Below are 21,599 nucleotides of genomic sequence, written 5' to 3'. Positions count from 1 at the left end.
TTCATCGTGTGATCAAGGGTGTTTTATTGCAATATGTTCTATTGCAACCAACTGAGTGGATTTGAAGCCTTACTATTTCTACGGACTTCAAAATAGAGTGAGGGTATCGGTTGTCCCCCTGTATCGCCTGCCAGTGCAATGGTTTCTCCTGCTGTTACTTTATCACCTTCTTTTTTGAGCAGTGTTTGGTTGAAACCATACAACGTCATATCGCCTCGACCATGGTCGATTAATACAACGAGCCCGTATCCTCGTAGATAATCAGAAAAAACCACACGCCCGGAATAAACCGCTTTGACCGGTTGTCCATATGCGGCATTGATGACAATACCTTTCCAATTAATCTGCCCCGTTTGGTGAGTGCCGAAACGGTGCAATAATTTACCTTGGATTGGCCAAGGGAGCTTTCCTTTTTGTCGGGCAAACCCATCCATCGGTACTTGGCTGCGTTTCGCAGCTTTAGCGATTTCGGCTTTGAGTCTTGATTCATTACGCTGTAATTCCGCCAGATAATTTTTATCGCTGGATATCCGTGAGCGGATTTTGTTCACTGTATTTTTGCGTTCTCGCTGGGTTTGCTGAAGCTGATTACGCTTTTGTGTCTGCTGGGAAAGGAGTGATTGAATCTGTTCCTGTTCTTGCGTGAGTTGCTGTTCATGTTGATGTAGCTGTTGCTTTGTTTGTTCTAAATTGTTGATCGTCTCCGAACGCGCTTGTGCCAGATGCTGATAGTACTGGCTGATACGATCTTCATCGGCATCATCTTTCAAGAGACCGGACAAATGATTCGACTGTCGTGTGATGTAATAGGCATGTAGTAACTGCTTCAATCGTTCTGACTGAGCTTCTTTTTGTTGTGCCAGTGTTTTGATGCGCTCTTTTAACTGGCTCAGATTGTGAGTTGCCCGTTTGAGCTGGGTTTGGGTTTGGGAGATTTGCTTCTCGAATGAAACAATCTCCAGTTCTTGATCCTTCAGCGTGTTTTGTAAGTTATCCAGCTGTTTTGTTTGAGAATCAAGCGACTGTTGCTGGCGAGATATTTCATTTTTAACGCCCTGCAGCTCTTGCTTTGATGCAGCATAGCTGCAAAGGTGGAATAACAGCGTGATGAGTAAAATACTAATATGACGCGGCTTTAAATAACGCGAAAGTGTGAAAAATCGAATCGTCAAAAACGGCACCATGCTCTTGTATCATGCTTAATTGAAGAAGATGCCCCTCAGTATACAGAAACAATGAAGTGCCTCGACACTGAAATGTAAAAAACTTTCTCTGGCTCTAAAAATAACAGCCCTATATGTTGTATACAGGGCTGCTGTTTTTATTTTGTGTGATTTGAGCCATCGGGCATCAAATCTTAAAACAAGACTTTTCCTGACATTTCGGCAGGAATTTCCATCTCTGTCAGAGCAAGCATGGTTGGCGCCAGATCAGAAAGTTTGCCACCATCTTTGAGCTGAATGGCTTGATTACCCACATAGATCAGCGGTACTGGCAGATTCGTATGTGCTGTATGCGTTCCACCGGTTTCCGGGTTGACCATCATCTCTGCATTACCATGGTCTGCAGTAATGAGCAGTTGACCATCGACTTCTTTGATGGCTTCGACAATACGACCGATACATTTATCGACAGCTTCACAAGCCTGAACGGCTGCTTCGTAAACGCCTGTATGACCAACCATATCACCATTCGGATAATTACAGATGATGGCGTCATATTTGCCAGAGCGGATTGCTGCAACCAATTTGTCGGTGAGCTCTTCAGAACTCATTTCTGGTTGTAGATCGTAAGTTGCAACTTTTGGTGAGGCAACGATTTGACGTTCTTCGCCTTCAAACTCGGTTTCGATACCGCCATTGAAGAAGAACGTTACGTGGGCATATTTCTCGGTTTCAGAAATCCGTAGCTGAGTTTTTCCGGATTTAGATAACCACTCACCGTAGGTATTGGTTAACGACTCAGGCGGATAAGCACAATTAAGTGGGATATCTGCTGCATATTGCGTCAGCATCACAAACTCAACTGCCGGGAATTTTTCCCGTTCAAAACCGGCGAAGTCAGCGACAAACGTCCGTGTGATTTCACGGGCTCGGTCAGCGCGGTAGTTCATGAAGATAATCGTATCACCATCTTCAATTGCTGCCGATGCTTCTCCTTCAGCCTGAATGACGGTCGCCTGAACGAACTCATCGTTCTCTTCACGGTTATAGGCAGCTTCAAGACCGACCACAGCACTGTCGTAAGTGAATTCACTTTTTGCCTGTGTCAACAGGTCATAGGCTTTTTGGACCCGATCCCAGTTATTGTCGCGATCCATTGCATAGTAGCGTCCGACTAACGAAGCAATACGGCCTTTACCGAGTTTTGCGAAGAGTTCGTCAAAGCGTTTTAGTGAATCTTCGGCGCTGCGTGGTGGTGTATCGCGTCCATCAAGGAAACAGTGCAGATAGATTTTTTCTGCGCCGCGTTCTGCTGCCAGTTCAACGGCCGCATAAATATGATCTTCGTGAGAGTGAACGCCACCCGGGGACATCAGGCCCATTAGGTGCACGGCTTTTCCAGCCGCAACAGCTTTATCAATAGCAGCGACCAGTGTTTCATTGGTCTGGAATTCACCATCGGCAATTGCTTTGGTAATCCGCGTCAAATCTTGGTAAACAATCCGGCCGGCACCAATATTGGTATGACCGACTTCTGAATTTCCCATTTGACCATCAGGAAGGCCGACATCCAGACCGGAAGCAGAGATCAGTGTATTAGGGTTGTTTGCAACCAGACTATCCAGCACAGGGGTTTTCGCGTTGTTGATGGCGTTACTTGCGTTGTCTTCACGGTAACCCCAACCGTCAAGAATGACCAGAGCCATTGGCTTCTTTGATGACATAGTGATGACCTCGTCAAATATTGAAATCTAAATTAAAAAACTAACGTAATTTTACTACATTTTATACGGTGTGATGAGGGTTAAGATCAATGATTCTCCCTATCAATTCAATCCATAGTACCTTACAGATAATAAATCACACTATTTTATTTTGTTGTTTTTGTACCGCCTTTAGCACATCGGCACTAGTACACCAACATCCCAGTTCCGAGAACGGCGATAATGGCACCGACCCAAGCAAATCGGTTCGGACGTTGTTTGGTATAAAACCATAAGATCGGCAATAACATTATCGGTGTGGTGGATGAAAGTAACGCAACCATTCCCACGTTTCCTTCCCGGAGCGCGTATAAAATCAGTGTCATTCCCAGTGCCATTGCGAGGAAAGCATTGAGCAGTGTTGTAGAAAATATTTTACGATTCATGGCTTGAGCCGGTCTTGCGATCCGAGCACCGGATAGAAATAAAACGCTGTGTGCAATGAATGCTGAAATCATGCGCAGTGCGGAAGCTGCAATCGGATCAACCGATGTCTGCATCACCGGTTTGGCCAAAATGCCACCGAGAGCCTGACAGAGCGCGGCTAACAGCCCCAACGCGATTGCGATCCAGACGTTACCATGAATCATTTCGAGCGTACCGGGTTGAGATTTACGGAAAAATATGGCGATCACAACGCCACTAAATACCAGCACTGAACCAAGAAATTCCCCGGAGGTCATAGTTTCCTGAAACAGGAAATAGCCGAGAATAGCAGAGAACACTGCATGACAGGAGAAAAGCAGGCCCGCTTGCCTCGGGCCCATACGATTGAAGCAGGCAAATAGTGCGGTATCGCCAATAAAAATACCGATTAAGCCGGATAACATCATCGGAACGATATGCTCAGATTCGACGGTGGCCCAACCGTGAGTGAACCAAGCAAATAATCCCAGGACCACAGAGGTACACCCCATCCGCCAGCGACTATAGGAAAACGTGCCCAAATGTCGTGCCGGGGTGACTGAAAGTATACTGGCGATAGCCCATAAAAAAGCAGCAGCAAGTGCTAACCACTCGTAACCCATAAGATGTATCTCTGTATCGAAAGCCGTAAAATAGCGCATCAATATGCCTGAAGCGGATATGAAAACAAAGCTGTTTATACTGTTTATTTCAAAGCGTTTTTACGGAATTGGAGATGGTGGCGTATCCCTCTGTTGACGTGTTACTCCGAAGCAAAAGTAACACGTCTGTGATGGGAGTTATTGCCATACTCAAACGGGTATCGTTGCGCGTCAAGTGAGTATCCAGGCTGCGGTATAGACGATAAGCAAACCAATGATACCTATGAGCGTTCCGATTTTCGCCATGTCTTTACTTTCGATTAAACCTGTCGAGTAAGCCAATGAGTTGGGTGGCGTAGATACAGGCAGGATCATTCCCAGTGATGCGGAAAATGCGACCACCACGAGCAGTCCTTGTAAGCCACCGATTGCTTGCAGAGTCGTCATCGAGCTACCGATAGCTGCAGCGATAGGCATCAATAAGTTAGCTGTTGCCGTATTGGACATGAAGTTTGCCATCAGCCAGCAGACCAGAGATAACGAAATGACCACTGACATTGGCGATAGATTTTGATAATTGATCGAATGAGCTAATGCTTTGGCGAGCCCAGTTTCTTCCAGACCAATGCCAATCGCGATCCCCCCTGCGACCAGCCAGAGCACATCCCAGTTAATCTGCTTCAACTCCTCTTTCCCCATGATTCCGGTCAGGGTGAAAACTGCCAGCGGAATAATTGCCACCACATAGGTGTTCATGCCATGTAGCGATGTGGTCATCCACAATAAAATCGTGACAGCAAAAGTGATATAAACGGTCACGGCACGCCATGTCGTTTTAAATTGTCCTTTTAGATTCAGTGTCAGGTGACTTTGGGACGATGGAAAAAATTTTTGTAGTAAAAACCATGCAATCGTCATCTGTATCAGCACAAATGGCAGTCCCATGAGCAGCCAAGACAGAAAACTAATACTATTTTCTCCGATCAGGTATTGGAGTGCGATGGCGTTAGGTGGTGTACCGATTGGCGTGGCAATCCCTCCCGTATTGGCAGCGATTGGGATACAGAGTACTAACGCTTTGATGCCTTTATCTCCCGGTTGGGCAGAAGCAACAATCGGCCCCAGTAACGCAAGCATCATGACCGTTGTCGCTGTATTGGACATAAACATCGAAAAACAAGCAGTGATAAGCATCAGCCCGAGCATGATGAATTTAGGCTGTGTTCCGAATGGCCTGAGCAGCACGCGTGCCAGATTATTGTCCAGTTCATATTTAGAGGCAGCAATCGCCAGTGCAAATCCCCCCATGAATAAAATGATAATCGGTGAAGAAAAGGCACTGAATATGTCGGTGTAAGGAATCAGCTCGCCAAACGCATGGCCTTCCGGTGGTTTACGGAACCAATGTAAGCCCTTATTTGAAATCATAATGAGTTCAAGCGTGATGATGAGAATCGAGGTGGCGAAGACAGGGACAGGTTCCAGAATCCACAATAGGGCAGCCAGTAAGAAAATCGCGAGTAGTCGATGCTGGATCAAGGTCATTTCCGGAATGGGTATCGCATCAATCGGTATCCAGAGCAGCATGAGCGGTGGAATAAAGCAGAAAAGCAATTTGGTGAGTTTGTTGAGATCGAGTTTTTTCATAAACGACACCCATATTTGGAATCTATACATTAGGATAATTTATAGACAGGCATCGGTCTTAGAGAGAGTTAATGTTTTTTAAGACTCAGTGTCTAAGGATGTGATCTAACGTTGACAAGAAGAGAAAATATATTTGTTAGCTAAGGTTGTTTGACCTGAATTGCTTGAGTCCCAGTCAAGTCACTTCACTGGGACATATAGATAGAAGGTTATTGTGATTTTCGGTGTGCATACACATCGCCCATTAATGTGGGCAGGGCTACATCCATCGTATCATCAAAACGGATTTGATCTTTTGCAAATAAGTTGATGACGGTAGAGCCGAGTTTAAAGCGTCCCATTTCCTGGCCTTTCTTCAGATGAACCGCTTTGTTTCCTTCCGATGGATAATCCCAGCGATAAATCGAATTACCTCGTGGTGGCGTAATACAACCATCCCAGACACACTCAATACTGCCAACAATGGTTGCGCCAACCAGAACTTGAGCCAAAGGACCGAATGGCGTATCGAAGATACAGACCACGCGTTCATTCCGGGCAAATAGATTCGGGACATTTTCGGCAGTGAGTGGGTTGACCGAAAATAAATCGCCAGGGATATAAATCATTTGTTGCAAGACACCGTCACAAGGCATATGAACGCGGTGATAATCACGCGGTGATAAATACAATGTTGCGAACCCACCGCCGGCGAACTGGTCTGCCAGCTCGGGATCTCCGCCAAGGAGTTCAAGTGTGGAATAAGTGTGGCCTTTTGCTTGAATGAGTTGTCCGTCCATGATCGGACCAAATTGACTGATACAAGCATCTGCAGGGTAGACCAGCAAATCGTCTCCCTCGGTGATTGGTCTGGCTTCCGGTTTGAGTTCACGAACAAAGAAGTCATTGAAGGTTTTAAAATGAGTCGGATCCGCATGCAAGGCCTCATGCATGTTGACTTGATAGTGTTTGATAAACCAGCGGATGACCGAAGTCGTCAGAATTCCAGCTTTTGCGGAAGCAAGTTTTCCCATCAGCCGCGTTAAGGTATGTTGAGGCAACCAGTATTGTAATCCAATTTTAAATTTATCCATGGTTTTCATCCGATCTCAGAGACTCCATATCAGTTAAACGGCGGCATGTTACTGAATATCCGGCAGGATGTCAGTAGTCACGATTTTACAGGTCCGCTTTTTTATTTCTTGAATACTGTCGATTGGCTTTATTTTCGTTCATGCTCTCCAGAATTCGGTGATAGTTTTCGTATCTGATTTCACTGATATCACCGCTTTCTACCGCTTCACGAATGATACAACCGGGGTCATCATCATGTTTACAGTCACGGAATTTACAGCCGCCTAAATAGGGGCGAAACTCAACATAAGCTTGAGTTATCTCTTCAGGGGTTAAGTGCCATAGTCCGAATTCTCTGACCCCGGGAGAATCGATCAGGTCACCGCCTGTCGGGATATGATAGAGTCTCGCTGCCGTGGTGGTATGTTGACCCAACCCTGAGTTGGCCGAAACATCCCCTTCTTCAATTTCTGCTTCCAGATTCGGTAAAATGGCATTGACGAGGCTGGACTTGCCGACACCGGATTGACCGACAAACACGTTGATTTTGTCTTGTAGGTAGGACTCGAGTTGTGTGAGACCTTCTCTTGTTTTTCGGCTGACGAAAAGAGACGGATAGCCAAGTTTTTCATACGTTGTCATCCAGTCTTGGAATTCCAGCTTCTGTTCTGCGCTGAGCAAATCGACTTTATTCAAGACCAAAAGTGGTTGGATGTTCAGTGTTTCCGCGACGATCAAGTATCGATCGATGATATTTAGCGACAGTTCAGGAAGCACGGAAGATACAATAATGATTTGATCAATATTGGCAGCCACAGGTTTTAAACCATCATAATAATCAGGACGAGTCAGAATCGAATGTCTCGGTTCGACTGCCTCTACAACACCGGAAATGCCAGCCATTATGTCGAGCCCTGAACGCCAGATCACCCGATCACCAGAGACCAATGTTTCGATGCCTCGGCGCAGGTTACAGCGATGAATTTCCCGGGTTTGCAAATCTTCGATATCAGCATGTTGACCAAAGCGACTGATAACCAGCCCCTGTTTGGCCGAACCCAGCATCGATTCATCCCATTCCACCGTGGTCTCTTGTTTTAAGCGCTTTGTCTGGTTATGTCGGACACGACGGACTTGTCCTTTCGTTAATTTTTTCTGTTTACCCACAATATTACTTTCACTGTGTTAAAGCTGAGTTGTGTAAACCACCGATGCTGCTGACAGCATTCATGGGTTCAAACTATCTCACCACGTATAATTTGGGTATAGTACATTTTTTATTATCAAACCTATACAGGTAAGTGTAATGGCTTTAAATGATCAAAATCTGATTTGGATTGATTTAGAGATGACAGGTCTCGATCCGGAAGTACACAAGATTATTGAAATTGCTACGATCGTGACAGATAGCGAATTAAATATTCTGGCTGAAGGCCCGGTGCTTGCGATTCATCAGTCAGAACAAGAGTTGGCCAAAATGGATGAATGGTGTGTCACCACGCATACCCAGAGTGGTTTGGTTGAACGGGTCCGGCAAAGTGCGGTGACCGAAGCTGAAGCGGTCCGGTTGACGATCAAGTTTTTAGAACAATGGGTCCCAAAAGGGAAATCGCCAATTTGTGGGAACAGTATTGGTCAGGATCGTCGTTTTCTGGTGAAGTATATGCCGGAGTTGGAAGATTATTTTCATTACCGTTATCTGGATGTGAGTACGCTGAAAGAACTGACAAAACGTTGGCAGCCAGAAATTTTGGATGGATTTCAGAAAAAAGGGAGTCATTTGGCGCTGGATGACATCCGAGAATCAATTGCTGAACTGCAATATTACCGAAAAACAATATTGACGATTTGAATGATTTGAGAGCATTACAATGCGATATTGCTCGCTTTTTCTGCAATATAAAAAAAAACTCAGTTTTTTTAAATGAAAAGCTTGCATCAGAAAAAAATGCTCTTATAATTCGCAGCCCTGAACGACGTAAAGCGTTGTTTTGTGCGACACTAGCTCAGTTGGTAGAGCGCAACCTTGCCAAGGTTGAGGTCACGGGTTCGAACCCCGTGTGTCGCTCCAGAGTACATATTACCGCTTGAGTAATATTATGGACGCGGGATGGAGCAGTTTGGTAGCTCGTCGGGCTCATAACCCGAAGGTCGTCGGTTCAAATCCGGCTCCCGCAACCAATTTTAATTTAGTTAAAGACATGCGACACTAGCTCAGTTGGTAGAGCGCAACCTTGCCAAGGTTGAGGTCACGGGTTCGAACCCCGTGTGTCGCTCCAGAATTCATATTATCGCTTAAGCGATAATATCATGGACGCGGGATGGAGCAGTTTGGTAGCTCGTCGGGCTCATAACCCGAAGGTCGTCGGTTCAAATCCGGCTCCCGCAACCAATTTTAATTTAGTGAATGACACGCGACACTAGCTCAGTTGGTAGAGCGCAACCTTGCCAAGGTTGAGGTCACGGGTTCGAACCCCGTGTGTCGCTCCAGCTCGATTAACGCTAAATTTTGTCACGCTCTTTCTTCATGCTGCGAAGCATAAACTCCTTACAAGAATATCCAGTCAAACAGGCTGACAAACATACCCTTGTTTTTGCCCAATCTGTACACTGATGAACCCTGATGAAATCAGTGCTGCACATGCGATTTCTAATTTTCGCTAACAGAGTTATCCACAGAATATGCTTTGTGGATAAGTCGGTGGGTAATCTGTTTTTGGTGAGACGGTAGAAAGGGGATAGCAAAAGATCTTGTAAAATAACTGAGTTATAGTTGGAAATGCTTATTTTTGTTAACTATATGTTTTTTAATGATTTTGGTTATTTTTTGCTGTGATGGCCAGCATTTGAGATTGATCTTTCGTGTTTCATGCATTGATCCTTGTCATATCTTTGTAATGTGGTTAACTCTTCCGATAACAAACAAAAAAAGTGAAAGTGAAAGTTTTTTCCACATCAAAATATTTGGGCATCATATCAAAATAAGTTGTAATTTTGCTTGATTGGATAGCTTGATGGGACCGCGTGCTATGCGTCTCTGGACAATCCCTTTTGAATGATACGAATCAGCCGTTCATGCTTCCGGTTTTGCTCTTGCCGTTGTTTCTGTTGATGTTGCTCTAACGACCAACGGATATGAACATCCAGTAACTCTGTTTCTCCCAGACGTTTTTCTAAGGCTAGCACAATCCGTTCTGAATGAGGGGCATTTCCCATGGCTATCGCAATATTTCTTAACCATTGTTGGTGGCCGATACGTCGAATAGCAGAACCTTCGGTATTTTGTAAGAAAGTTTCTTCCTCCCACTCAAATAGCTCAACCAGATCCGGGTGAGAAAACACATCGCGACGATGAAAATCTGGTTGTTCGGTGAGAGATGCTGAGCGATTCCAAGGGCAAACCAGCTGACAATCATCACACCCATAAATGCGGTTGCCGATCGCTTTGCGAAATTCAAGTGGGATGATTCCGGAAAATTCAATGGTGAGATATGAAATGCAGCGTCTCGCATCAACGACACCGTCAGCGACGATTGCACCGGTAGGACAAGAGGTGACACACGCCCGGCAATGACCGCATTGATTCTTACTGGGCTGATCAACCGGCAGCGGAATATCAACCAGTAACTCTCCAAGAAAAAACCAAGAACCTGCGTCTTGATCCAGAATGAGTGAATGCTTCCCCGTCCAGCCTAGCCCGGCTTTTTGAGCCAGGGGACGTTCTAAAATCGGGGCTGAATCTACAAAAGGCCGATCATTGAGTTCCCCGATTTCTTGTCTGATTTTATCCCCGAGCTTTTTCAGCTGTTTTCTCACCAGCTTATGATAATCACGTCCCAGCGCATAGCGGCTAATGTAGGCATGGGTGGGTGTATCCAGATTACTGGCAAAGTGGGCTTGTGGCGGTAAGTAATTCATTCGCACGCTGATAACGCGTATTGTGCCCGGATGAAGCTCTTGAGGTCTTGCCCGTAACATGCCGTGACGAGCCATCCAGTCCATATCACCGTGATATCCGGCATCTAGCCAGCGTTGCAGCTCTGCCTCATGTTCGGTGAGATCAACATCACAGATACCGACTTTTTCAAATCCAAGCGCCTGAGCCCAGATTTTAATTTTGTCTGCTAAAGCCTGATAGTCCATGACGCTCACTCGGTAAAATGGGACAAGGATCTTAACGGATCCATATGGGTAGATCCAGTGAGTGGTCCGGGGAATTATGGGGGGAGTCAGCAACGTTTTTTTCCAATCCCTTACAGAAGAACACTTGTCTCTTGATTCCAACCCAGTTTACTATCGGAGACCCTAAATGTATTTGTTAACAATAAGAGATCGGATTGATGAAGGCGAAGACACTGTTATTAAAGGATGAGACTGAAACCGTAAGACTGGGCAGTCATCTTGCTTTGATATGCTCTCGTCAAACAACGTTCTATTTGCATGGTGATTTAGGGGTAGGAAAAACAACGTTGTGCCGAGGCTTTATTCAAGCTTTAGGGCATCGGGGGAATGTGAAAAGCCCGACTTACACCTTGGTCGAGCCTTACCAACTAGAGCGATGGCAAGTTTATCATTTTGATCTTTACCGTCTGGCTGACCCAGAAGAGCTCGAGTTTATGGGAATCCGAGATTATTTTTCCCCGGATGCAATTTGTTTGGTTGAGTGGCCGGAAAAAGGTGCCGGTCTATTACCCTCGGCTGATATAGAGATAGAGATTCGCTACGATGGAGAGAGCAGGATTGTTGTTCTGTCTGCAAACAGTGAATATGGACGAACGTTACTGAGTCAGTTGGAGTTATGAGAAACGTTAAGTACCTTTATTCTTTTATTTTTGTCTTTTTGGGGTTCGTAACCTTATCTGTCAGCCAGTTTGCGCAGGCAAATTCAATTCAAGGTATTCGAGTTTGGCCCTCTCCGGATGAAACACGTGTCGTCATCGATCTGAGTGAAGAAGCACATTACAGTTATTTCACGTTGAGTCATCCGCATCGGCTTGTTATTGATTTGCTGGATACTGGCGTTCGGGCTAAGCTTCCGATCTCGGTCAGTGACAGTGATGTGCTGAAAAATATCAGAAAGAGTTCTCCGCCAAAGTCGGGTACTTATCGTCTGGTGTTCGAACTCAAGAAAAAAGTCTCGCCACAAATATTTAAACTGGCTCCTACACCAAAGCAGGAATATGGGCATCGTCTGGTGATTGACTTGCCTCATGATGAATCGAGTTCTGATTCTGGCGCTTCCTCTTCTTCTTCAACTGCTCAGGTCGCGAAAGATGCTTCTCAGTATCAAGGGAATGCCGATATTGTCGTCGCGATTGACGCTGGGCACGGTGGGGAAGATCCGGGCTCTATCGGACCGAAGGGCAAATATGAGAAAAATGTCACATTGAGTGTAGCGAAAAAGCTAGCTGCCCAGTTGAATGCAGTCCCCGGTATGAAAGCGGTACTGACCCGCAAAGGGGATTATTTTGTAAATCTCAATCGGCGTTCTGATATTGCCAGAAAAAATAAAGCACATCTGTTGATTTCCATTCATGCGGATGCGTTCATATCTCCACAACCCAGAGGCGCTTCTGTTTTTGTGCTCAATACTCGTCGTGCCAATACTGAAATTGCCAAATGGGTTGAAGATCATGAACGGCAATCGGAGTTACTTGGTGGTGCCGGTCAGGTTTTGGCGAAGAGAAGCAATGATAAAAATATTAGTCAGACGCTCTTGGATTTGCAATTTAGCCATTCTCAGAAAGAAGGTTATACCGTTGCCAGAGACATCCTGAAAGAGTTAGGAAAGGTTGCCCGATTACATAAAAAGACACCGGTCAATGCGAGTCTCGCGGTACTGAAATCTCCGGATATTCCCTCTGTTCTGGTTGAAACGGGTTTTATTTCTAACCCGACAGAGGAGCGGTTGTTATTTCAGAGCAGTCATCAGAATAAGCTCTCAGAAGCGATAGCAAAAGCGGTGGTGAACTACTTTGAAGATCGGCCACCGGAAGGGACATTATTTGCCAGCCGTAAAAAAGCCAGAAAACATGTGGTGCAGGCGGGTGAGTCTTTGTCCGTGATCGCTCAAAGATATGGTGTCACGACAGCGACATTAACGCGTGAGAATCACTTGAACTCATCAACATTGAAGGTTGGACAGGTTCTCATGATTCCAAGCAGTCATACGAATCCGATTGTTGTGCCCGAAATCAAAAATCCGGTTGAAACTGAAGTGATTACTCATACGGTTAAATCAGGCGAATACTTGGGGGCGATTGCCAGTAAGTATAAAGTGAGTGTCGATGCCATACGTAAAGAAAATCGACTTCGTTCATCTGTGTTACGTGTCGGGCAGACGCTGAAAATTACGGTGAGCTTGAAAGATAAGCCCTTACGCAAACACCAAGTAAAACGAGGTGAGTATTTGAGTAAGATTGCAAAAGACTATGGTGTGAGTATTGAAAGTATCCGTCAGGCAAACCAATTACATTCTGATCAGTTAGCCGTTAAACAGATACTCATCATTCCCAATAGATAATTTTATGACGATAAAAATTTTACCTGCTCGGCTGGCAAACCAGATTGCGGCCGGAGAAGTTGTTGAAAGACCTGCCTCAGTCGTAAAAGAGTTGGTTGAAAATAGTCTGGATTCCGGTGCAACCCGAATTGATGTTGATATTGAGAAAGGGGGGGCGAAACTGATCCGTGTCAGAGATAACGGGCATGGGATCGAAAAAGATGAACTCACGCTGGCGCTGAGTCGCCATGCGACCTCGAAAATTCATTCTCTCGATGATCTGGAAGCGATTATCAGTCTGGGGTTCCGGGGGGAAGCTCTGGCAAGTATCAGCTCTGTTTCTCGTCTGTCATTAACATCGCGTCCGGCAACGCAGGATGAGGCCTGGCTGGCTTATAGTGAAGGCCGGGATATGGCTGTGAAACTTCAACCTGCCGCCCATCCAGTTGGCACAACGGTTGAAGTTTTGGATCTGTTTTTTAATACGCCAGCCAGAAGAAAGTTTTTACGGACAGAGAAAACTGAATTTACCCATATCGAGGAAGTGCTCAAGCGGATTGCATTAAGTCGTTTTGATGTCACGATTTTCCTGAAACATAATGGCAAAATGGTGCGCCAGTATCGGGCCTCGCAGACTGAACTACAAAAAGAAAAACGAATTGCTGCCGTCTGTGGTCAACCGTTTGTCCGGCATATGTTGAAGGTTGAACTGGAGCATCAAGGACTGACATTACATGGATGGATCTCGACACCCGAAGGTGCGAGACAACAAAGTGACTTGCAATATTGCTATGTCAACGGTCGTATGATGAAAGATAAACTGATCAATCATGCCATCCGCCAAAGTTACGAAAGGAGCTTGACTCCTGACCAGTATGCGGCTTACGTGCTGTATATAGAGTTAGATCCGAGACAGGTCGATGTCAATGTTCATCCGGCGAAACATGAAGTGCGTTTTCATCAGGCTCGTTTGGTGCACGATTTTATCTATCAGGCAATCAGCAGCGCCCTTGCACAAGGACAACACATTGATGAACCGGAAGTCAGTCGGTCCGCATTTCATCATCAGACACCGGATGATGCTTCAGAACCAACTCAACTTTCACCGCAATTACTGGATGCAATTGATAAAACGCCATCTTATCCGGGAAGAGAGAGTTCAGGTCACTCCCGTGATGGTGTCCGGGAAAGTGCTCCCCCCCAGCCTTGGCAGCCACAATCCAACCGCTCGACTTCTTCGGCAGGGGGAGGCAGCTCAGGGAACCGGAGTCAAACCAAAACGACTTCTCTGAAAGAGGCGAAAATCTATCAGCAATTAATGAGCGTGCCCCATGATTCATCTGACGAGCAGTCGTCTGTGGTGAATAATGATGCCCAAGAAGCGTTCGATGATATTGATGAAGTCATGACGCTGGGGAAAGCAGTTGCGGTGGTTCAAGGGAAATTCCTATTAATGAGTTCCGGGACATCCTGTTGTATGGTTGCGCTTACGAGAGCCAATCACTTGAAATTGCAAAGACAGCTTGATGCAACCTCACAACCTCGTAAAGGACAGCCGCTTTTAGTTCCCTTGTCTTTGAAGTTGACGCGTGAGCAGCTATCCTGCGCGATATCGTATCAGGATGTTTTCTTGCGACTCGGCATTGAGCTGAAAAAGCGTTCAGCAGATACTTTAATGGTGATGAGTGTCCCGCAACCGCTCCGACAGCAGAATTTACAGAAATTAATTCCAGATCTGGTATCTTACACTTCTTGTTTAAACCAGAACGATCCATCTGCAGCGCTAGCCTGTGTGACTGAATGGCTCGCTGATTATGCGAATACTGAACAAAGTGACTACACTTTGTCACAAGCCATTCAACTCATTGCTGAAGTTGAGCAGCTTTATTTTGAGCAATTGCCTTTAGATGACAGGGCCTTTGTTCGACCCGTGGATTTTTCGGCAACGATTACAGCATTTAACTCATGAGCCAACAACGACCTCTGGCCTTATTCTTAATGGGGCCAACCGCGTCAGGAAAAACTGACTTGGCAATCCGACTATGTCAGTATTTTCCTATTGAAATCATCAGTGTTGATTCAGCATTGATTTACCGAGGTATGAACATAGGGACCGCCAAACCTACGGCAGCGGAGCTGGCACAGGCTCCCCATCGGTTAATCGATATACTGGAACCGGAATCCGCCTATTCAGCGGCTGATTTTCGCCGGGACGCACTTCATCATATGCACGAGATTGTGCAAAATGGGAAGATCCCGCTCTTGGTCGGTGGCACGATGCTGTATTTTAAAGCATTACTCGAAGGGCTATCCCCCTTACCGGCAGCCGATGCGGAGATTCGACAGCAGATTGAACAAGAAGCAGCCCACTCTGGATGGTCTGCGCTCCACCAACAGCTTGCTGAGATTGATCCTGAGTCGGCTACGCGGATCCATCAGAATGATCCGCAAAGGTTATCCAGAGCATTAGAAGTTTATCGAATTTCTGGAAAAACTTTGACGGAATTAACGCGAACAAAGGGAGAAGTGCTACCATTTGATGTGGTACAGTTCGCGATTGCGCCTCAGGAACGCTCCGAGCTTCATCGACGAATTGAAATTCGCTTTAACAAGATGATCGAAGCCGGATTTGAAGATGAGGTCAAAGCGTTATATGCTCGTCAAGAGCTCCATGCTGATTTGCCTTCTATTCGTTGTGTCGGTTACCGGCAGATGTGGGAGTATTTAGACGGAAGTTGTTCGCTTGATGAAGCAATTTATCGTGGTATATGTGCCACTCGTCAATTAGCCAAACGCCAGATCACCTGGCTCCGTAGCTGGAATGATCTGACTTGGCTGGATAGCGAGAATATTGAACAAGCGTATGAAATTATATCGAATTCGATAGCTTCTTATCGAGTACGCTGTGTATAATATGATCGTTTTTGTGTCGTACATCCTTTATGGACATGTCACTTGAAATTTTGGTCCAGAAGCGCCATAACTTGAGTGTCTCAGGATGTTACTTTATTCGTTTAGCTCGGATGCAAAGGCTGCACAAAGCTTGGTTCCACTAGCTAAATAATTAATACAAATAGAAAATAAGGAAAATAAAATGGCTAAGGGGCAATCTCTACAAGACCCATTCTTAAATGCATTACGTCGCGAGCGTATTCCTGTATCCATTTATTTAGTTAATGGTATTAAATTGCAGGGACAGATCGAATCGTTTGATCAGTTTGTCATTCTGTTGAAAAACACAGTGAATCAGATGGTATATAAGCACGCTATTTCAACGGTTGTTCCAGCCCGTGCGGTAAGCCATCATAGTGATCGTCCCGCTAACGAGCGTTCATCAGATAAATCAGACGATTAATCATATATATCTTATAAGGAGTTGATAGCTTGTTTGACCGTTATGAAGCCGGTGAGCGAGCCGTACTTGTTCATATCAACTTTACGCAAGAAGGGGAGTGGGAAGATCTCAGCGAATGTGAAATGCTGGTTAGTTCCGCCGGAGTCACGACACTACAAGTGATAACAGGTAGTCGTCAGGCTCCGCACCCCAAATACTACGTCGGTGAGGGTAAAGCTCAGGAAATTGCACAAGCTGTAATGCAAACTGAAGCAGAAGTCGTGATCTTCAACCATGCCCTTTCTCCTGCCCAAGAGCGCAACCTTGAACAGTTGTGTCAATGTCGAGTGATTGATCGTACTGGATTGATCCTTGATATCTTTGCTCAGCGAGCACGAACCCATGAAGGGAAGTTACAAGTCGAACTTGCCCAGCTCCGCCATTTGTCTACACGACTTGTTCGGGGTTGGACACATTTGGAACGCCAGAAAGGTGGGATTGGTCTTCGGGGGCCAGGGGAAACACAACTAGAAACAGACCGACGTTTATTGCGTGAACGGATTAAAGCGATACTACGTCGCTTAGAAAAAGTTGCTAAACAGCGAGAACAAGGGCGTCGAGCTCGAAACCGTGCTGAAGTACCGACGATATCTCTCGTTGGTTATACGAATGCTGGTAAATCGACATTATTTAATCGCATTACCGCAGCGGGTGTTTATGCTGCCGACCAGCTATTTGCCACATTAGATCCCACGTTGAGAAGAATTCAACTCGAAGATGTGGGCAATGCAATTTTGGCTGATACGGTGGGATTTATTCGTCATTTGCCCCACGATTTGGTGGCTGCCTTTAAAGCAACATTACAAGAAACTCAGGAAGCTGACATTTTGTTACATGTTGTAGATGCAAGTGATGAGCGTTTTCGTGACAATATAAGAGCTGTCGATGATGTGCTAGCTGAGATTGAAGCAGATGAAGTTCCGGTTCTGCTGGTGATGAACAAGATCGACAATATGGAGAGTCAGCAACCCCGAATTGAACGAGATGATGAAGGTGTCCCTCGAATCGTTTGGGTTTCAGCAATGGAAGGACTTGGTATTGAGCTACTTTTCCAAGCGCTGACAGAACGGTTAACCGGACAAATCGTTCAATATCAACTGTGTATTCCACCTGAACATCAGGGCCGTATGCGCAGCTTCTTCTTCAAGAATCGATCAATTTTGCAGGAATCATATGATCAACAAGGAAATTTATTAATTTCTATTCGTATGCAACAAGCGGATTGGTCTAGACTAGAAAAAAGAGAACACGCAGTTTTACGTGACTTTATAGTTACTTAAAGGACTGCTACAGTATAACGTCATATCAAATGATGGAGATTACTAATGGCGTGGAATGAGCCTGGTAATAACAACGGTAATGGTAATAATGACCGTGATAAAGACCCGTGGGGCAATAAGGACCATGGTGACCGTGGTGGACGTGATCAAGGGCCACCGGATCTCGATGAAGTCTTCAATAAACTGAGCCAAAAAATTAGCGGTAAATTTGGCAAGAAAGGAGGCGGTAAGAAAGGATCCTCTTTTCCCGGTGGTGGTTCTATTGGATTTGGAATCATTGCTGTCATCGCTGTTGCAGTTTGGTTTTTCTCCGGATTTTATACCATCGGTGAAGCTGAGCGAGGCGTCTTACTGAGATTGGGTAAGTTTGATCACATTGTCAATCCAGGTTTGAACTGGCGGGCTCGCTTTATCGATGAAGTTGAACCGGTCAATGTGCAGGCTATCCGTTCATTACGGGCAACGGGTCTGATGCTGACAAAAGATGAGAATGTGGTGACCGTCGGGATGGATATTCAGTATCGGGTGGCGGATCCATATAAATATCTCTATCAAGTCACTAGTGCCGATGATAGCTTACGTCAGGCGACTGATTCTGCATTGCGTGCCGTCATTGGTGACTCGTTGATGGATAGTATTTTAACCAGTGGCCGTCAGCAGATCCGCGAAACGACTCAAGACACATTGAATGACATCATTAAGAAATATGATATGGGCTTAACGATTGTTGATGTGAACTTCCAGTCGGCTCGTCCACCGGAGCAGGTTAAAGACGCATTTGATGATGCAATTGCAGCCCGGGAAGATGAAGAACGTTTCATTCGTGAAGCGGAAGCCTATAAAAACGAGGTGCTTCCTAAAGCAACTGGTCGTGCAGAGCGTTTGAAAAAAGAAGCCCAAGGGTATAGTGAACGCGTGTTGAATGAAGCTTCCGGTCAGGTAGCTCAGTTTGAAAAACTGCTTCCTGAATATAAAGCTGCGCCGGAAGTGACAAGAAACCGTTTGTACATCGATACCATGCAAGCTGTTTACTCTCATTCATCGAAAATTCTGATTGATTCGAAATCGAGCGGTAACCTGCTCTATCTGCCAATTGATAAATTGTCAGGGCAAGGAGAGACGCAAACCAAGAGAGATTTGAAATCATCTCCGCTTTATGATCATATCGAACTTGAATCTCAGAAAAGTAGTAATCAAGATGATGAACAGCCACGTACTGGTTCACGACAAGGGAGATACTAAGAATGCGTAAGTTAATAATCCCTGTATTGGTACTACTTCTGATTGTTTTTCTCATGTCTGTATTTGTCATTCATGAAGGAGAGCGCGGCATCGTCGTTCGCTTTGGACGTGTCTTAAAAGATGGTGAAATTGCACGTATCTATGATCCGGGCCTGCATTTTAAAATGCCTTTATTTGATCGAGTCAAAGTGCTTGAAGCCCGAATCCAGACCATGGATGGCCGTTCTGACCGTTTCGTCACCGCAGAGAAGAAAGATGTCATCATCGATTCTTATGTGAAGTGGCGGATTCAGAATTTCGGTACTTATTATCTGGCAACGGGAGGCGGGAGCGCTTTAACGGCTCAGGCGTTGCTGGAAAGAAAGGTGACGGACGTATTACGTTCGGAGATCGGTTCCCGGGAGATTAAACAGATTGTTTCCGGTCCGCTGAATGATAATAATGTCCTGCCTGACAGCGAAAATGCAGAAGTCGTGACAACGGAAGCGGCAAAAGAAGCTTTGAAAATTGATGGTCAGCGTGATCAGATTATGGAAGAAGTATTGCTGAGTACCCGTGAAAGCGCGATGAAAGATTTAGGTGTCTACGTTGTTGATTTTCGAATGAAAAAGATCAACTTGCCTGATGAGATTAGTGAATCGATTTACAAACGGATGAGAGCAGAACGTGAGTCCGTCGCTCGTAAACACCGTTCACAAGGCCGCGAGAAGGCTGAAATCATCAAGGCACAGGCTGAGCTTGAAGTGGCAACGATTCTTGCAGAGGCCGATAAAACGGCTCGTGTAACGCGTGGTGAAGCGGATGCGAAAGCCGCTAAAATTTATGCGGATACATACAGTCAAGATCCTGAATTCTTCGCCTTCCTACGTTCTTTAAAGGCTTATGAAGAGTCTTTCAATCAGAAAAGTGATATTTTAGTGCTTGATCCGGAAAGTGAGTTTTTCCGTTATATGAAGAACTCAAAAGGTAAAAATACAAAATAAGTACCAAGCATAGTATAAAGGCTCCTTTCGGAGCCTTTATTTTTGGAATCAAATGTTATGTCTCATTCAATATGGCTGGCAGTCGGTTTATTGCTGATTGCCGAAGGACTTGGTCCATTACTGACGCCCAATGGCTGGCGTCGAATGATCTCCCAGTTAAGCCAGCAACCGAATTCTCTGCTACGGCGGATCGGTGGTTGTCTGGTTGTTGCTGGTATTGTTATTGTTTATTTTTATCTATATTAGATCAATGAGGCTCTGATTCATTCATGATCACATCAATATCAAATCAATAATGAGGCGGCGGTGTTTCTTGAGATTGATCGGCAACCGGTGAATCGCTAAAGTTTTTGAGTTTCCCAGCGATGAACTTCATCTGATCCTGCATCCGAGAAATGGTTTGCTGCTGTTGACTGAGCGCTTGATTGAGTGCTTCGATGGTATCTTCCTGAAATGCCAACTGGCACTCTAAGTCATTGATTCGAGCTTCTAGTCGTTCTACTTCTTCTGCGGCCATTTTATTACTCATCCAGTTCCCAAGCTTCTGCAATACCAGCTGAGTTTGCTGATATGACATGATGTTGTTGATCAAAGGCAACATCATACACGACAGAACGTGGCGGTGGATCCACTTTTGGTGGCTCCGTCGAAAATTTAGCAAGTTGTTTGCCGCTTTGCGTATCCCAGACCGCGACATAGCCGGAAGGGGTGCCGGTAATGAGCTGCATCCCGTCATCAGAAAATCGCACCGTAGAAAAAATGAGCTGTCTGGCAAAGCTATGGAGGTGAGATACGACTTTGCCAGTGTGTAAATCCCAAACTCTGGCCTCGTTTCCGCCATCGGAGGTAAATGCAAAATTGCCGTCTCTCTGCAGTGCAACTCTTACAACACGTTGTTCATGCTCAAATTTTCTCAGTATGTGGCCGGATTTCGTATCCCATAGATAGGCCTGATAATCATTGCCACCGGTTAAAGCAAAGCGACCGTTGGGGGATAATGCAACAGAGTTAACTTTCTCGTGATGGGCAAGGAACTCCATGCGTCTTCCGCTGACTAAATCCACGTGAATGGCTTTACCATTGGATAGACCCATAAGGACTTGTTCACCATTTTTTGAGAGATCAATATCTCTGATGAGTCCATCCGAAATAGACCAAAGCCCTTTAGACTGTGTCCAAGCTAAGTCCCAGACTGCGAAATTATTCTGTCCGGCTGTGACGGCATAGCGATCATTGTCTGAAATTCTAATTTTGGTCACAGTGCTATTTTGTTGATCGAGAGAGCCAAGTAACGCGAGTCGCTTGTTTTCAGAAAGATCCCAGAGCTGGAGCAGATTGTCTTGAGAATAGGTCAGGGCAAATCGACCGTCCCGACTCAGGCCGAAAGCAGTGGCTCCTTCTGGGGTGATCTCCCATTTTTGAATAGGAGATGTGAAGAAAAAGCACCCATTTAACGTCACACTGACAATTAACATGAATAGATAAAGGGAAAATATTCGCATCAGTCTGAATTTCCATTGAGAGTTAAAGACATTCGAATCACATCACGTTATATTTGTATAACA

The 21,599-nt window shown here is 45.4% G+C and carries 19 protein-coding genes and 5 tRNA genes; 15 read left to right on the top strand and 9 right to left on the bottom strand.

What is annotated here, in order from left to right:
- Positions 1–38 precede the first annotated feature (38 nt).
- From AC55NX_RS07750 to rsgA, 6 genes are all read right to left on the bottom strand, one after another.
- Positions 39–1,124, bottom strand: a complete 1,086-nt coding sequence (locus AC55NX_RS07750) for a murein hydrolase activator EnvC family protein (protein WP_496995208.1) — start codon at positions 1,122–1,124, stop codon at positions 39–41.
- Between the two features lie 233 nt (positions 1,125–1,357).
- Positions 1,358–2,887, bottom strand: coding sequence for a 2,3-bisphosphoglycerate-independent phosphoglycerate mutase (gpmM, locus tag AC55NX_RS07745; protein WP_496995188.1), 1,530 nt, complete (start codon positions 2,885–2,887; stop codon positions 1,358–1,360).
- Positions 2,888–3,072: 185 nt separating this feature from the next.
- Positions 3,073–3,954, bottom strand: coding sequence for a DMT family transporter (locus AC55NX_RS07740; RefSeq protein ID WP_496995207.1), 882 nt, complete (start codon positions 3,952–3,954; stop codon positions 3,073–3,075).
- 210 nt (positions 3,955–4,164) lie between these two features.
- Positions 4,165–5,580 carry an SLC13 family permease gene (locus tag AC55NX_RS07735; protein WP_496995187.1) on the bottom strand — a complete coding sequence of 472 codons (1,416 nt, stop codon included), beginning with the start codon at positions 5,578–5,580 and terminating at the stop codon, positions 4,165–4,167.
- Between the two features lie 209 nt (positions 5,581–5,789).
- A complete protein-coding gene (gene asd / locus AC55NX_RS07730; RefSeq protein WP_496995186.1) occupies positions 5,790–6,653 on the bottom strand; it encodes an archaetidylserine decarboxylase in 864 nt (287 codons plus the stop codon).
- Positions 6,654–6,738: 85 nt separating this feature from the next.
- Positions 6,739–7,800, bottom strand: coding sequence for a small ribosomal subunit biogenesis GTPase RsgA (gene rsgA / locus AC55NX_RS07725; protein WP_059122873.1), 1,062 nt, complete (start codon positions 7,798–7,800; stop codon positions 6,739–6,741).
- A gap of 139 nt (positions 7,801–7,939) precedes the next feature.
- On the opposite strand from rsgA, the gene orn reads away from it, so the two are divergent.
- The 6 genes from orn to AC55NX_RS07695 all read left to right on the top strand — a co-directional run bounded on the left by orn (position 7,940) and on the right by AC55NX_RS07695 (position 9,123).
- The gene (gene orn / locus AC55NX_RS07720) at positions 7,940–8,485 is read left to right on the top strand and encodes an oligoribonuclease (RefSeq protein ID WP_496995185.1); all 546 of its coding nucleotides are present in this window, start codon (positions 7,940–7,942) and stop codon (positions 8,483–8,485) included.
- A 143-nt stretch (positions 8,486–8,628) separates the two neighbouring features.
- Positions 8,629–8,704: transfer RNA gene (locus tag AC55NX_RS07715), tRNA-Gly, on the top strand.
- Positions 8,705–8,737: 33 nt separating this feature from the next.
- Positions 8,738–8,814 (top strand) — tRNA-Met (locus tag AC55NX_RS07710).
- 22 nt (positions 8,815–8,836) lie between these two features.
- A tRNA-Gly gene (locus AC55NX_RS07705) sits at positions 8,837–8,912 on the top strand.
- Between the two features lie 36 nt (positions 8,913–8,948).
- Positions 8,949–9,025: transfer RNA gene (locus tag AC55NX_RS07700), tRNA-Met, on the top strand.
- Between the two features lie 22 nt (positions 9,026–9,047).
- Positions 9,048–9,123 (top strand) — tRNA-Gly (locus AC55NX_RS07695).
- Positions 9,124–9,660: 537 nt separating this feature from the next.
- Here the strand turns inward: AC55NX_RS07695 and queG are convergent.
- A complete protein-coding gene (queG, locus tag AC55NX_RS07690) occupies positions 9,661–10,776 on the bottom strand; it encodes a tRNA epoxyqueuosine(34) reductase QueG (RefSeq protein ID WP_496995184.1) in 1,116 nt (371 codons plus the stop codon).
- A 197-nt stretch (positions 10,777–10,973) separates the two neighbouring features.
- Here queG and tsaE point away from each other — a divergent pair, with 197 nt between their 5' ends.
- The 9 genes from tsaE to AC55NX_RS07645 all read left to right on the top strand — a co-directional run bounded on the left by tsaE (position 10,974) and on the right by AC55NX_RS07645 (position 20,280).
- A complete protein-coding gene (tsaE, locus tag AC55NX_RS07685; protein ID WP_496995183.1) occupies positions 10,974–11,435 on the top strand; it encodes a tRNA (adenosine(37)-N6)-threonylcarbamoyltransferase complex ATPase subunit type 1 TsaE in 462 nt (153 codons plus the stop codon).
- Positions 11,432–13,156, top strand: coding sequence for an N-acetylmuramoyl-L-alanine amidase (locus AC55NX_RS07680; protein WP_496995182.1), 1,725 nt, complete (start codon positions 11,432–11,434; stop codon positions 13,154–13,156). The genes tsaE and AC55NX_RS07680 overlap by 4 nt, the downstream gene beginning before the upstream one ends.
- Before the next feature lie 4 nt (positions 13,157–13,160).
- Complete coding sequence (gene mutL, locus AC55NX_RS07675; protein WP_496995181.1) at positions 13,161–15,104, top strand: DNA mismatch repair endonuclease MutL; 1,944 nt, start codon at positions 13,161–13,163, stop codon at positions 15,102–15,104.
- Positions 15,101–16,048, top strand: coding sequence for a tRNA (adenosine(37)-N6)-dimethylallyltransferase MiaA (gene miaA, locus AC55NX_RS07670; protein WP_496995180.1), 948 nt, complete (start codon positions 15,101–15,103; stop codon positions 16,046–16,048). Before mutL ends, miaA begins: the two co-directional genes overlap by 4 nt.
- A gap of 181 nt (positions 16,049–16,229) precedes the next feature.
- Complete coding sequence (gene hfq / locus AC55NX_RS07665; protein ID WP_496995179.1) at positions 16,230–16,490, top strand: RNA chaperone Hfq; 261 nt, start codon at positions 16,230–16,232, stop codon at positions 16,488–16,490.
- A gap of 29 nt (positions 16,491–16,519) precedes the next feature.
- On the top strand, positions 16,520–17,809 hold the full coding sequence (gene hflX / locus AC55NX_RS07660) for a ribosome rescue GTPase HflX (protein ID WP_496995178.1): 1,290 nt from the start codon (positions 16,520–16,522) through the stop codon (positions 17,807–17,809).
- 45 nt (positions 17,810–17,854) lie between these two features.
- Complete coding sequence (gene hflK, locus AC55NX_RS07655) at positions 17,855–19,051, top strand: FtsH protease activity modulator HflK (RefSeq protein ID WP_496995177.1); 1,197 nt, start codon at positions 17,855–17,857, stop codon at positions 19,049–19,051.
- A gap of 2 nt (positions 19,052–19,053) precedes the next feature.
- Positions 19,054–20,034 carry a protease modulator HflC gene (hflC, locus tag AC55NX_RS07650; RefSeq protein WP_496995176.1) on the top strand — a complete coding sequence of 327 codons (981 nt, stop codon included), beginning with the start codon at positions 19,054–19,056 and terminating at the stop codon, positions 20,032–20,034.
- 57 nt (positions 20,035–20,091) lie between these two features.
- Positions 20,092–20,280 (top strand): DUF2065 domain-containing protein, encoded by a 189-nt coding sequence (locus tag AC55NX_RS07645; RefSeq protein WP_496995175.1) that lies wholly within the window; start codon positions 20,092–20,094, stop codon positions 20,278–20,280.
- Between the two features lie 43 nt (positions 20,281–20,323).
- Here AC55NX_RS07645 and AC55NX_RS07640 read toward each other — a convergent pair whose 3' ends face one another.
- Both AC55NX_RS07640 and AC55NX_RS07635 read right to left on the bottom strand, forming a co-directional pair.
- Positions 20,324–20,551, bottom strand: coding sequence for a SlyX family protein (locus AC55NX_RS07640; RefSeq protein WP_496995206.1), 228 nt, complete (start codon positions 20,549–20,551; stop codon positions 20,324–20,326).
- A 4-nt stretch (positions 20,552–20,555) separates the two neighbouring features.
- Complete coding sequence (locus AC55NX_RS07635) at positions 20,556–21,536, bottom strand: WD40 repeat domain-containing protein (protein WP_496995174.1); 981 nt, start codon at positions 21,534–21,536, stop codon at positions 20,556–20,558.
- Positions 21,537–21,599: the final 63 nt, after the last annotated feature.

It is taken from the genome of Vibrio rubrogenes (genome assembly GCF_059641415.1).
The sequence above is the reverse complement of the archived record's forward strand: the minus strand, read 5'-3'. Positions and strand labels throughout refer to the sequence as shown.

Bases quoted from the DNA above. Each gene is read 5' to 3' on its own strand.
- gpmM (WP_496995188.1), bottom strand. From the start codon at position 2,887: ATGTCATCAAAGAAGCCAATGGCTCTGGTCATTCTTGACGGTTGGGGT.
- AC55NX_RS07740 (WP_496995207.1), bottom strand. From the start codon at position 3,954: ATGGGTTACGAGTGGTTAGCACTTGCTGCTGCTTTTTTATGGGCTATC.
- AC55NX_RS07735 (WP_496995187.1), bottom strand. From the start codon at position 5,580: ATGAAAAAACTCGATCTCAACAAACTCACCAAATTGCTTTTCTGCTTT.
- asd (WP_496995186.1), bottom strand. From the start codon at position 6,653: ATGGATAAATTTAAAATTGGATTACAATACTGGTTGCCTCAACATACC.
- orn (WP_496995185.1), top strand. From the start codon at position 7,940: ATGGCTTTAAATGATCAAAATCTGATTTGGATTGATTTAGAGATGACA.
- queG (WP_496995184.1), bottom strand. From the start codon at position 10,776: ATGGACTATCAGGCTTTAGCAGACAAAATTAAAATCTGGGCTCAGGCG.
- tsaE (WP_496995183.1), top strand. From the start codon at position 10,974: ATGAAGGCGAAGACACTGTTATTAAAGGATGAGACTGAAACCGTAAGA.
- AC55NX_RS07680 (WP_496995182.1), top strand. From the start codon at position 11,432: ATGAGAAACGTTAAGTACCTTTATTCTTTTATTTTTGTCTTTTTGGGG.
- mutL (WP_496995181.1), top strand. From the start codon at position 13,161: ATGACGATAAAAATTTTACCTGCTCGGCTGGCAAACCAGATTGCGGCC.
- miaA (WP_496995180.1), top strand. From the start codon at position 15,101: ATGAGCCAACAACGACCTCTGGCCTTATTCTTAATGGGGCCAACCGCG.
- hfq (WP_496995179.1), top strand. From the start codon at position 16,230: ATGGCTAAGGGGCAATCTCTACAAGACCCATTCTTAAATGCATTACGT.
- hflK (WP_496995177.1), top strand. From the start codon at position 17,855: ATGGCGTGGAATGAGCCTGGTAATAACAACGGTAATGGTAATAATGAC.
- hflC (WP_496995176.1), top strand. From the start codon at position 19,054: ATGCGTAAGTTAATAATCCCTGTATTGGTACTACTTCTGATTGTTTTT.
- AC55NX_RS07645 (WP_496995175.1), top strand. From the start codon at position 20,092: ATGTCTCATTCAATATGGCTGGCAGTCGGTTTATTGCTGATTGCCGAA.
- AC55NX_RS07640 (WP_496995206.1), bottom strand. From the start codon at position 20,551: ATGGCCGCAGAAGAAGTAGAACGACTAGAAGCTCGAATCAATGACTTA.
- AC55NX_RS07635 (WP_496995174.1), bottom strand. From the start codon at position 21,536: ATGCGAATATTTTCCCTTTATCTATTCATGTTAATTGTCAGTGTGACG.